General features: G+C 65.1%; 8 protein-coding genes and 1 tRNA gene. 6 read left to right on the top strand and 3 right to left on the bottom strand.

Translation table 11 applies throughout. The features are described from left to right. Nucleotides 1-39 precede the first annotated feature (39 nt). The 5 genes from EO156_RS05065 (at nucleotide 40) to EO156_RS05045 (ending at nucleotide 4,512) form a co-directional block, all read left to right on the top strand. Nucleotides 40-1,662 carry a cytochrome ubiquinol oxidase subunit I gene (locus EO156_RS05065; protein WP_003486983.1) on the top strand — a complete coding sequence of 541 codons (1,623 nt, stop codon included), beginning with the start codon at nucleotides 40-42 and terminating at the stop codon, nucleotides 1,660-1,662. Nucleotides 1,663-1,678: 16 nt separating this feature from the next. Further along, nucleotides 1,679-2,830, top strand: coding sequence for a cytochrome d ubiquinol oxidase subunit II (cydB, locus tag EO156_RS05060; RefSeq protein ID WP_029829068.1), 1,152 nt, complete (start codon nucleotides 1,679-1,681; stop codon nucleotides 2,828-2,830). An 85-nt stretch (nucleotides 2,831-2,915) separates the two neighbouring features. After that, nucleotides 2,916-3,026: a cytochrome bd-I oxidase subunit CydX gene (cydX, locus tag EO156_RS05055; protein WP_005922536.1), complete on the top strand. Its 111-nt coding sequence runs from the start codon at nucleotides 2,916-2,918 to the stop codon at nucleotides 3,024-3,026. Between the two features lie 59 nt (nucleotides 3,027-3,085). Then, a tRNA-Pro gene (locus EO156_RS05050) sits at nucleotides 3,086-3,162 on the top strand. Nucleotides 3,163-3,285: 123 nt separating this feature from the next. Next, nucleotides 3,286-4,512, top strand: coding sequence for an MFS transporter (locus EO156_RS05045; RefSeq protein ID WP_016850023.1), 1,227 nt, complete (start codon nucleotides 3,286-3,288; stop codon nucleotides 4,510-4,512). Here the strand turns inward: EO156_RS05045 and EO156_RS05040 are convergent. Continuing rightward, nucleotides 4,493-6,406 carry a CocE/NonD family hydrolase gene (locus tag EO156_RS05040; protein WP_026007008.1) on the bottom strand — a complete coding sequence of 638 codons (1,914 nt, stop codon included), beginning with the start codon at nucleotides 6,404-6,406 and terminating at the stop codon, nucleotides 4,493-4,495. The genes EO156_RS05045 and EO156_RS05040 overlap by 20 nt on opposite strands. 324 nt (nucleotides 6,407-6,730) lie before the next feature. On the opposite strand from EO156_RS05040, the gene EO156_RS05035 reads away from it, so the two are divergent. Next, nucleotides 6,731-9,136 carry a glycoside hydrolase N-terminal domain-containing protein gene (locus EO156_RS05035; RefSeq protein ID WP_016850022.1) on the top strand — a complete coding sequence of 802 codons (2,406 nt, stop codon included), beginning with the start codon at nucleotides 6,731-6,733 and terminating at the stop codon, nucleotides 9,134-9,136. A gap of 282 nt (nucleotides 9,137-9,418) precedes the next feature. Here the strand turns inward: EO156_RS05035 and EO156_RS05030 are convergent, their stop codons facing one another. Both EO156_RS05030 and proB read right to left on the bottom strand, forming a co-directional pair. Beyond that, the gene (locus EO156_RS05030) at nucleotides 9,419-10,663 is read right to left on the bottom strand and encodes a glutamate-5-semialdehyde dehydrogenase (RefSeq protein ID WP_005913127.1); all 1,245 of its coding nucleotides are present in this window, start codon (nucleotides 10,661-10,663) and stop codon (nucleotides 9,419-9,421) included. A gap of 116 nt (nucleotides 10,664-10,779) precedes the next feature. Beyond that, on the bottom strand, nucleotides 10,780-11,507 hold a 728-nt coding region (gene proB, locus EO156_RS05025; RefSeq protein ID WP_126936736.1), incomplete at its 5' end, for a glutamate 5-kinase.

The following is an 11,507-nucleotide window of genomic DNA, read 5'->3' as shown; positions in this document are numbered from 1 at the left end:
GCCACATTCCTTACCGACCCTCAACCAGGCCCACCCGCCATGATCGACTCGACAGTTGTCGAATTGTCGCGGCTGCAGTTCGCAGTCACCGCGATGTACCACTTCATCTTTCCGCCGCTCACCATGGGTCTGTCGTTCCTGCTGGGCATCATGGAAAGCGTCTACGTCATGACCGGCAAGCAGATCTGGCGGCGCATGACCATGTTCTGGGGTGTGCTGTTCGGCATCAACTTCGCCATGGGTGTCGGCACCGGCATCGTGATGGAGTTCGAGTTCGGCATGAACTGGTCGTACTACAGCCATTACGTGGGCGACATCTTCGGTGCCCCGCTGGCGATCGAGGGACTGATGGCGTTCTTTCTGGAAGCCACCTTTTTGGGCCTGTTCTTTCTTGGCTGGAATCGCCTGAGCAAGGTGCAGCACCTGGTCACCACCTGGCTGGTGGCGCTGGGCAGCAACTTCTCCGCGTTATGGATCCTGATCGCCAACGGCTGGATGCAGAATCCGGCCGGCGCGGTATTCAACCCGGACACCATGCGCATGGAAGTGGTGGATTTCGTGGCGGTGCTGTTCAACCCGGTGGCGCAGGCCAAGTTCGTGCATACCGTCAGCGCGGGCTACGTGCTGGGCGCGGTGTTCGTGATGTCGATCAGTGCGTTTTATCTATTGCGCGGCAAGCATATTGAAATGGCGCGGCGTTCGTTTGCGGTGGCCGCAGCGTTCGGTCTGCTGTCGTCGCTGTCGGTGGTGGTGCTGGGCGACGAGAGCGGCTACGCCGCCAGTGAACACCAGAAGATGAAACTGGCCGCCATCGAAGCGATGTGGGAAACCGAAGCTGCGCCGGCCGACTTCACCGCGTTCGGCATTCCGAACCAGACCACCCATCGCAACGATTACGCCATCAAGATTCCGTACCTGATGGGATTGATCGCCACGCGTTCGCTGGACGAGCCAATTCCAGGCATTCTCGAATTGGTGGGCCGTGCCGAACACCGCATCCGCGGCGGTCAAATCGCCTACGGCGCACTGCAACGCATCCGCGCCGACAGGAACGATGCCCAAGCGCGCAAGGTTTTCGATGCGCATTGGCAGGACCTGGGCCACGGCCTGCTGCTCAAGCGCTACCGCGACGATATCGGCAATGCAACGCCGGAGCAGATTGCCCAGGCCGCGATGGACACCGTGCCGCGCGTGCTGCCGCTGTTCTGGACCTTCCGCATCATGGCCGCCATCGGCATGTATCTCATCGCGTTTTTCGCTGTCGCCTTCTGGCTTGCCTGCAAGCACAACTTCCAGGAAAAACGCTGGTTCCTGACCTTGGCCCTGTGGACGTTGCCGCTGCCCTGGATCGCGATCGAATGCGGTTGGTTCGTTGCCGAATACGGCCGCCAGCCGTGGGCGGTGGAAGGCGTGCTGCCCACGTTCTACGCCGCTTCCGGGCTGGATCTGTACGAGATCGTGCTGACGCTGGTGGGCTTCACCGCGCTGTACACCACGCTACTGGTGATCGCGATCAAGTTGTCGCTGAAGACCATCAACAAGGGCCCGGATGTGCTGTTCCCGCCGATGCTGCCCAACGCATCGCCCGCCGCCCTGCAAGACCATGCCCCGTCGCGTCACGCACCGCTGAGTCCCGGTGCCGTGGCCGGCAGCGCACCGTAAGCGAAGGAGAAACATCATGGATTTCGTATTGCTCGATTACACAACCTTGCGCGTGATCTGGTGGCTGCTGCTCGGCGTGCTGCTGTCCGGTTACGCGGTGATGGGCGGCTTCGATCTTGGCGTGGGCGCGCTGCTGCCGTTCGTCGCCAACAACGATGCCGAACGCCGGCTGGTGATCAATACCGTCGGCCCGGTCTGGGAAGGCAACCAGGTGTGGTTGATCCTGGGCGGCGGCGCGATCTTTGCCGCGTTCCCGCCGTTGTATGCAGTGAGTTTCTCCGGGTTTTATCTGGCGATGTTCCTGATCCTGTTCGCGCTGATCCTGCGCCCGGTCGGTTTCAAATTCCGCGGCAAGCTGGCCAGTGCACGCTGGCGCAGCAATTGGGACTGGGCGTTGTTCGTCGGCGGTTTCATTCCGGCACTGATCATGGGCGTGGCGGTCGGCAATGTGCTGCTGGGGGTGCCGTTCCATTTCGACGACAGCATGCGCACGTTCTACAGCGGCAACCTGTTGGGGCTGCTGACGCCGTTCGCGTTGCTCGCCGGCTTGCTCAGCGTGGCGATGCTGCTGGCGCATGGCGCCGCGATGCTGGTGCTCAAGACCGATGGCCCGGTGGCCGCGCGCGCGGCGCGGTTCGGCAGCAGCGCTGCGCTGTGTGCGCTGGCACTGTTTGCAGCGGGCGGCGCATGGGTGGCGCTGGGTCTGCCCGGCTATGCGGTGACCTCGTTGCTGGCGACCGACGCGGCCACCAACCCGCTCGGCAAGACCGCTGCGCTCACCGCCGCGGGCGGCTGGTTGCACAACTACAGCAGCATGCCGGCCACGTTGATGGCGCCGCTGGTGGGCCTGGCCGGGCTTGCGATGAGCGCGGTGTTGTTACGCGTGCGCCGCGGTGGCCTGGCCTTCATCGCCTCCGGCAGCGCCATCGTCGGCATCGTGTTCACAGTGGGCTTTGCGTTGTTTCCGTTCCTGCTGCCCTCCTCCACGGCGCCAAGCATGAGCCTGACCTTGTGGGATGCATCCAGCAGCCGTCTGACGTTGTGGATCATGTTGCTGGCCACTGCCGTGTTCATGCCGATCGTGCTGGCGTACACCAGCTGGGTATATCGCGTGCTCAAGGGCAAGGTCACCGACGATGCGGTCACGGCCAATCCCAACGCGTACTGAGCGCCGCGGCAGCGATCGCAATGCCTGCGCTGCCGTTGACGCACCGCGCGCGCCCATCTTTTTCAACGATTCGAGGAGCACACCAATGTGGTATTTCGCATGGATACTCGGCACCGGCCTGGCGGCATTGGCCGCGGTGCTCAACGGCATGTGGTTCGAAGCACGCGAGCCCGAGCGTGGCGAACCGTCTCAGTAAAATAATTTCATCAGATGCTTGCCGATTCCCCATTCCCTATGTAACATACGCGGCTCCTTCGGGGTGTAGCTCAGTCTGGTAGAGCGCTACGTTCGGGACGTAGAGGTCGCAGGTTCGAATCCTGTCTCCCCGACCAGTTTCAAAACACAAAACCGGCCTCGTGCCGGTTTTGTGTTTTCAGGCGTCGTTGCACGCACGTGCGCGACGCGGATGGTCTGTCATGTCCGTTGTCACTGCCGCGTCTTCTTCGTCCGCCCAGTTGCGTGGCCGCGGCCTGGTACTGTCCGCGATCTTGCTGTCCGCATTCAACCTGCGTACCGCAGTGACGTCGCTGACGCCGCTGCTGGAACGCATCGCCGACGAGTACGCCTTCGGCGCGCCCACCATGGGTGCGCTCGGCATGTTGCCGACCGCAGCCTTCGCACTCACTGGCGTGGCGACGCCCGCGTTGCTGCGCCGTTTCGGCTTGCTGCGCGCGGCCCTGTTGTCGATGGCGCTGGCCACGCTTGGGTTGGTCCTGCGCCCGCTGCTGCCGGGCACCGCCGGGTTGCTGGTCGGCTCGCTGGTGGCGTTGGCCGGCATGGGTATGGGCAACGTGGTGCTGCCGCCGCTGGTGAAGCGCTACTTCGGCGACCGCGTGGGCCGTGTCAGCACGCTGTACATCACCGTGCTGCAGGTCGGCACGCTGCTGCCGGCGCTGCTGGCAGTGCCGGTGGCAGATGCGCTGGGTTGGCGCAGTTCGATCGTGGTGTGGGTGCTGCCGGCTCTGCTGGCATCGGCGGCGTGGGCACTTGTGCACGCCAACCACCGGCGTATCCGCGCCACCGGCCCGGCACCGGTGACCCCAACGCCCGAGGCCGAAGGCCGCGTCGCGCGTACTGCGCTGGGTTGGAGCATGGCGGTGACCTTCGGCATGACCTCGCTGGTCACCTATTCCATGTTCACCTGGCTGCCGACGCTACTGCGCGAAGCCGGCGCATCGCCTGCGTTCGGCGGCACCATGGTGGCGTTGTTCGCGGCATTGGGCATGGTCGGCGCGCTGACCATGCCGGCGCTGGCGGTGCGCATGCGTAACCCGTTTCCCATCGTGCTGCTATGCGCAGCCTGTCACCTTGTCGCGTTCGCCGGGCTGTGGTGGGCGCCGCTGGCCGCACCGGTCCTGTGGGTGACTTTGCTTGGACTGGGGCCGAGCACGTTTCCGCTGGCGTTGGTGTTGGTGAATCAGCGCAGCCGCACGGCGGCCGGTTCGGCCGCACTGTCCGGTTTCTCGCAGGGCGTGGGCTATGCGGTGAGCTGCCTGGGGCCATTCCTGTTCGGCTGGCTGCACGCGCACAGCGGCGGCTGGACTTCCCCGTTCGTGTTCCTGGTCATCTGCCTGCTGGTGCAACTGGCCGCCGCCTGGGTGGTCTGCCGCCCGCAGTTGCTGGAAGATGCGTGGGCGCCGCCGGCACGCGGTGCCCGCGCGCTCAACGTACCGGCAGACTGATGTAGCTGGGCTGCTCGGGGGACACGTACACCCGCTGCGTGGCCTTCTGATAATCGCCAGGCTTGGCGAAGAAGATATTGGGCACGTAGGTCTGCGGATTGCGGTCGTACAGCGGGAACAGGCTGGACTGCACCTGCACCATCACCCGATGGCCCGGCTGGAAGGTGTGGTTGGCGGTCGGCAAGCCGAACTGGAATGCCAGCGGCTGATTGGACGTCAGGGGTTTGGGCGTGCTGAAGCTCTCGCGGTAGCGGCCGCGGAAGATCGCCAGCGACACCGGCAACTCATAGCCGCCCATCTTCGGGTTCGACGCCATCTCCTCCGGATACACATCGATCAGCTTCACCACCCAATCGCTGTCGCTCCCGCTGGTGGAGGCCTGCAGATGCACGTCAGGCGCACCGGCGATCTGCAGCGGCTCGGTCAGCGGCTCGGTAACGAAGGTCAGCACGTCCGGGCGGCCATCGACAAAGCGCTGGTCGTGCACCAGCCAGGTGGTCCACATCGCGCGATCGGCAAAATCCACCGGGCGCGGCACGAACGGCACCGGCTTGGCCGGGTCGGACACGTACTCTTCAAATCCCGCCTGCCCGGCCACCGGCGGCTGGAACGACAGCTTGCCGCCGGCCTGCAGATACAGCGGCTTGCTGGTCGCCGCACAGCCCTTGTCGCAACTGCGCGGCCACGCCTTGAGCCGATCCCAGTGGTTTTCGCCGGTGTTGTAGATGAACACCGGCGGCGTGTCTGCCTTGGGTGCGCCATCGACCAGGTACTGATCGACGAACGGGCGCAGCACGTCATGGCGGAACTGGCGCGCGGTATCGCCTTCGAAATTCAGCGCACCCAACGCACTGCCGTCGTAGTTCACCTGACTGTGGCGCCACGGGCCCATCACCAGGTAGTTGAGCGTATTGCGCTTGTCGCGCGGCTCCATCGCCGCGTAGCTGTGGATCGCACCCCACATGTCTTCCTGATCCCACAGGCCTTGCAGCCACATCGTGGGCACCTTCAGCGGCGTACGCGCCATCACCTCGTCGAGCGCCTGCTCCTGCCAGAACGCGTCATAGGCGGCGTGTTCGGTGAGCTTGTGCCACCACGGCAACTGCTCCAGGCCTGCGGCCTTGGCGAAGTCGCCGGCCGAGCCGGCCTGCAGGAAATTGCTGTAATCGTCGTGCCCCTGACGCGCGATGCCGGCGCCCTTGCCGCGCTTGCTGAGCTGGCCGGTGAAGTAATCGAAATTGACCTGACGGAACGCACCGTAATTGAACCAGTCGTCGCCCATCCAGCCGTCGATCATCGGGCTTTCCGGCACCGCCACCTTCAACGCGGGATGCGGGTTGGTCAGCGCCATCACCACGGTGAACCCTTCGTAGGACGAGCCGATCATGCCGACCTTGCCATTGGATTCCTTGACGTTCTTCACCAGCCAATCGATGGTGTCCCAGGCATCGGTGGCATGGTCGACTTCGCTGGGATTGAGCGGCCCGCGCAGCGGGCGCGTCATCACGTAATCGCCTTCGGAACCGTATTTGCCGCGCACGTCCTGAAACACGCGGATGTAGCCGCCTTCCACGAAGACGTCGTCGCCGGCAGACAGCAGGTCCTTCATATGCGGCGAAGCTAGCCGTTCGGTGCGGCCACTGGCGTCGTAGGGCGTGCGTGTCAGCACGATCGGTGCGTTCTTGGCGCCCTTCGGCAGCACGATCACCGTGTGCAGCTTGACCCCATCGCGCATCGGAATCATCACCTCGCGCTTGATGTAGTCGTTGCTGGCATCGGCAGCCACGAACGGCTTGCCGGTGATGTCCGGCGTCATCGGAGAGGTTTGCGCCCAGGCGCTGCCGCTGGCGGCGGCGATGGCGGTGGCGAGCAGGCAGGTGGCAAGGCGGCGCATGGACGACTCCGGCAGCAACGGTGGGCAGGATGAACAACTGCAGCAGCGTAGGCACAGACAACTGGCTTGCGGGAGTGTCGAAGGTACCGGGTCGGCCACGCTGCGGCGAGCACGCGCTGCGGATTGGCGCCAAGGCAGCGCGTATGTGTTGTCGTGAAATGACCGCGCCGTGCGTTGCAGACCTGGCCCGCCAGTCTTCGATCGGTGCGCGCAAGCCAGCCCCAAGCCAAGCAAACGTCATTGGCAGACCTGCAAATCGCACGCTTCCGCGGGCGCGGCAGATGCTTTACAACGCTTGATCCGACGATTGCAGCGACCGCCCGTATGCGCGATATCCCCTCACACGGCTGCGCCAACCCGCACCGCCGTCGTCTGCTCACCCACCTCGGTGCGGCCGCGCTGTTGCCGTTGCTCGGCCGTGCTGCCAGCGGCGACGCGACCACGCCACCACTACGCCCCACCCGTTCGCCGTTGCTGCCGCCCGAGCATGCGCTGCGCCTGCCCTATGCGGCACCTGCCGCCGATGCTCAGCTGTTGCGCGAAGGACTGCCGATCGGCAATGGCCGGCTCGGTGCGCTCTGCGGCGGAGTTCCTGGCTGCGAAACGCTGTTCGTCTCCGAAGGCAGCCTCTGGTCGGGCGGCAGCAACGCGACGCTGCAGGACGATGGCCAGTTTGCGTATACCAAGGAAGATTTCGGCAGCTTCATGCTGTTGGCCAAACTCTTCGTGGAACTGCAAGGGCATGCGCAGGTGTCCGATTACCAGCGCGAACTGGACATGAGCAACGGCTGCGTGCGCGTGCGCTATCGCATCGGCGACACGCGTTATACCCGGACGCTGTTCGCAAGCCAGCCGGATGCGGCCATCGTGTTGCGCCTGGACTGCGAAGGCACAGGCGGCCACCGCGGCCGCATTCGCCTGATCGATACGCATGCCGGGGCCGGTCGCGCCGACGGCCACGCTGGGCTGCGCTTCGCCGGCCAGCTCGACAACGGCCTGCGCTATGCCGCAGCGCTGCGCGTGCACAGCGACGATGGCAGGCTCGAAACAGGCGACGGCCTCCTGCAGTTTCATGACTGCAGTGGCCTGACCATCGTGTTGTGCGGCGACACCGATTACGCCGCCGATGGCGCACGCGGCTGGCGCGATGCCACGCGCGACCCGCTTGCGCTGGCGCGCACCCGCGCACAGGCCGCTGCTTCAGTGCCTGCGGCACTGTTGCTGGATACCCATGTCGCCGATCACCGTGCGCTGTTCGACACGTTGCAGGTGGAGCTTGGCCCGTCCAGCGAGGCGCAACGCGGCCTGGAGACCTGGCAGCGGATCCAGGCCCGCGCCGCGGCGCCTGCGCTCCCCGACCCGGAACTGGAAGCGGCCTATCTGCAATTTGGCCGCTATCTCACCATCGCCGCCTCGCGCGATGGATTGCCCACCAACCTGCAGGGTTTGTGGCTGGAAAACAACGACCCGCCCTGGATGAGCGACTACCACAGCGACGTCAATCTGCAGATGAACTACTGGCTGGCAGATCCTTCCGGGTTGGGCACCTGCGTCGATGCGCTGACACGCTATTGCCTGGCGCAGTTGCCCTCGTGGACACGCATCACCCAGGCCCACTTCAACGACCCGCGCAATCGTTTCCGCAATACCTCCGGCAAGATCGCCGGCTGGACCGTGGCCATTTCCACAAATCCGTTCGGCGGCAACGGCTGGTACTGGCACCCGGCAGGCAACGCATGGTTATGCGACAGCCTGTGGCAGCACTACGAGTTCACCCAGAACCGGGACGACCTGAAGCGCATCTATCCGCTGCTCAAGGGCGCCTGCCAATTCTGGCAGGCGCGCTTGATCGCGATGGAGGTCACCGATGCCGATGGCCGCACGCGACAGTGCCTGGTCGACGACCATGACTGGTCGCCCGAGCATGGCCCGGAAAATGCGCGCGGCATCGCCTACGCGCAGGAACTGGTGTGGACGCTGTTCGGGCAATACCGCCAGGCCAGCGCCCTGCTTGGCCGCGACGCAGCCTACGCCGCGACCATCGCCACGCTGCAGCAGCGCCTGTACCTGCCGGAAATCAGCCCGCTCAGCGGCCAATTGCAGGAATGGATGTCCCCCACGGACCTGGGTGAAGCCCATCACCGGCACCTGTCGCCGCTGATGGGTCTATTCCCCGGCCATCGCCTGCATCCGGATCTGGCGCCGCCTGCGCAGGTGGAAGCAGCGCGCAAGCTGTTGGAAGCGCGCGGCATGCAGAGCTTTGGCTGGGCCTGCGCATGGCGGGCGCTGTGCTGGGCAAGACTGGGCGATGCAGAGCGTGCTTATGCGCTGGTGCTGACCAATCTGAAACCCTCGATCGGTCACAGCAACGGCAGCGCGCCGAATCTGTTCGATATCTATGATCTCAGCCAGCACGGCGATCCCACCCTTGGCGGGGTGTTCCAGATCGATGCCAACTTCGGCACCCCGGCCGCAATGCTGGAAATGCTGCTGTATTCGCGCCCTGGCCAGATCACGCTGCTGCCCGCGCTGCCCAAGGCCTGGGCCGCGAAAGGCCGCGTTGCAGGCCTGTGCGCACGCGGCGGATTCGTGGTGGACATGGCATGGCGCAACGGCGTGCCGACGCAGATCAGCGTGCGCAGCGTCGGCGGCACCCGCACCCGCATTGCCTGGGGCGCCCAGGCGCACGACATGACGCTTGCACGCGGCGAGGTGCGGCGCGTGCTGTGAGCCCGGTGCCGCGTGCCGGCAGCGCGATGATCTGGTGGTGTTGTAGCGGGGAATGGAGAATCGGGAATGGAGAATCGCAAGAGCTTCGCACCGAACGTTTCCCAGCGCCGATTCCGTCGCAGTAAAGTGATGCCGCGTGCTTTTACCATTCCCGATTCCCCACTCCCGATTCTCCAATGACCATCAAAACGCTCGTTCTGCAGCGTCTGAGCGTGACGCAGTTGCAAGCGGCGTCTGCGTGGCCACCGGTGATGGGTGTTCGCTATAGGTGCCCAGCCTTGCCTAATGCCGCACCTGCCCTTCGCCGCGCACCACGAAGCGCTCCACGGTGAGCGCTTCCAGGCCCATGGGGCCATACGAATGCAGGCGCGTGGTGGAGATGCCGATCTCCGCGCCCAGGCCCAGTTCACCGCCATCGGAAAACCGCGAGGAGGCGTTCACCATCACCACCGCCGAGCGTAGCGCCTGCACGAAGCGCTCGGCGTTGTCGGCATCCTGCGTGGCGATGACTTCGGTGTGGTCCGAGCCGTACTGGCGGATGTGCGCCAGCGCCGTGTCCAGATCCGGTACCACGCGGATGGCTAGGATCAGGTCGAGAAATTCCGCAGCATAGTCGTCGTCGCTGGCAGGAGCGATCTCGGGCAGCACCGCGCGCGTCGCCGCATCGCCACGCAGTTCCACCTTGCGTTCGCGCAATGCCTGCGCCGCAAGCGGGAGAAAGCGCTCGGCGATGTCTGCATGCACCAGCAAGGTCTCCAGCGAATTACAGGCGGCCGGCCGCGTCGCCTTGCCATCGATCAACAGACGTAGTGCAAGCGCCAGGTCCGCCGACGCATCCACAAACAGATGGCACACACCCTTGTAGTGCTTGATCACCGGCACGCGCGCGTGCTCGGCGACAAACCGGATCAGGCCTTCGCCACCGCGCGGAATCGCCAGATCGACGATATCGTTGAGCTGCAGCAGCTCCAGCATGGTCTCGCGGCGCAGATCCTCGACCAGGGTCAGCGCCGCTTCCGGCACATTGGCTTCGCGCAAGGCGCCCTGCAGTGCGCGCGCAATGGCGGTATTGGAATGGATCGCCTCCGAGCCACCGCGCAAGATCACGCCATTGCCGGCCTTGATGCACAGCGCGGCGGCGTCTGCCGTGACGTTGGGCCGCGCCTCGTAAATCATCGCGATCACGCCCAGCGGCACACGCACCTTCTGCACGCGAATCCCGTTGGGGCGCACCTCTTGGCGGGTGATCTGGCCCACCGGGTCGGGCAGCTGCGCCACTTCGCGCAATGCGGCCGCGATACCGGCCATGCGCTTGTCGTCCAGCGCCAGCCGATCGAGCATGGCACTGCCGGTGCCCTTGGCACGCGCGGCCTCCAGATCGCGCGCATTGGCGGCCAGAATCGCCGCGGCATCGGTTTCCAGCGCGGCAGCCATCGCGTCCAGCAAGGCGTGCTTGGCCTGTGCAGACAATTGCGACACCACCTGCGCGGCGTCACGGCATTGCAGAGCGAGCGTTTTGATGGTCATTGGAGAATCGGGAGTGGGGAATCGGGAATGGTAAAAGCACGCGGCATCACTTTACTGCGACCGAATCGGCGCTGGGAAACGCTCGGTGCGAAGCTCTTGCGACTCTCCATTCCCCGCTACAACACCACCAGATCATCGCGATGCACCACGTTTTCGCCGTAACTGTAGCCGAGCACGTTCTCGATCTCGCGCGAATGGCGGCCTGCGATACGACGGATATCCAGGGCCGAATACTGGCTGACGCCGCGTGCCAGACACTGTTCGTCGCCCGTGGTATCGCGCCGACGGATCTCCACCATGTCGCCGCGACGGAAATCGCCCTGCGCGCCGGCCACCCCGCCTGGCAACAGCGAAGCGCCCTTGCCGGTCAAGGCCGCTGCGGCGCCGTCGTCGATGAGGATCGCGCCGGCCTCCACCGGTGCGTGCCGCAGCCAGTATTTTCGCGCAGCGATGCGCGTGCGTGCGGCGTGGATCCGCGTGCCACGCAGGCGGTCCAGCGCCAGGGCGCGCACCACCTCGCCACTTCGGCCGTTGAACAGATAGGTTTCGATGCCGGCCGCGCCGGCCTTTGCAGCGGCTTCCAGTTTGGTGCGCATGCCTCCGGTACCCACGTTGCTACCGCTGCCGCCGGCCATCGCCAGCACCTCCGGGGTGAGCTCGGGCACATCGTCGAGCGGGCGCGCCAACGGGTTGCTGCGTGGGTCGGCGCTATACAAGCCATCGATATCGGTGGCGATAAACAACGCGTCGGCATCGACCAGCGCAGCCACGATCGCGGCCAGGTTGTCGTTATCGCCCAGCTTCAACTCATCCACCGAGACGGTATCGTTTTCGTTGATCAACG

Origin of the sequence: Xanthomonas sp. DAR33341 (genome assembly GCF_003992815.1) — a bacterium.
Classification (GTDB): domain Bacteria; phylum Pseudomonadota; class Gammaproteobacteria; order Xanthomonadales; family Xanthomonadaceae; genus Xanthomonas; species Xanthomonas cissicola.
This window is presented reverse-complemented; position numbering and strand designations above follow the sequence as displayed.

Coding starts and splice junctions, on each gene's coding strand:
- EO156_RS05035 (WP_016850022.1), top strand. CDS start 6,731: ATGCGCGATATCCCCTCACACGGCTGCGCCAACCCGCACCGCCGTCGT.
- EO156_RS05040 (WP_026007008.1), bottom strand. CDS start 6,406: ATGCGCCGCCTTGCCACCTGCCTGCTCGCCACCGCCATCGCCGCCGCC.
- EO156_RS05065 (WP_003486983.1), top strand. CDS start 40: ATGATCGACTCGACAGTTGTCGAATTGTCGCGGCTGCAGTTCGCAGTC.
- EO156_RS05030 (WP_005913127.1), bottom strand. CDS start 10,663: ATGACCATCAAAACGCTCGCTCTGCAATGCCGTGACGCCGCGCAGGTG.
- cydX (WP_005922536.1), top strand. CDS start 2,916: ATGTGGTATTTCGCATGGATACTCGGCACCGGCCTGGCGGCATTGGCC.
- cydB (WP_029829068.1), top strand. CDS start 1,679: ATGGATTTCGTATTGCTCGATTACACAACCTTGCGCGTGATCTGGTGG.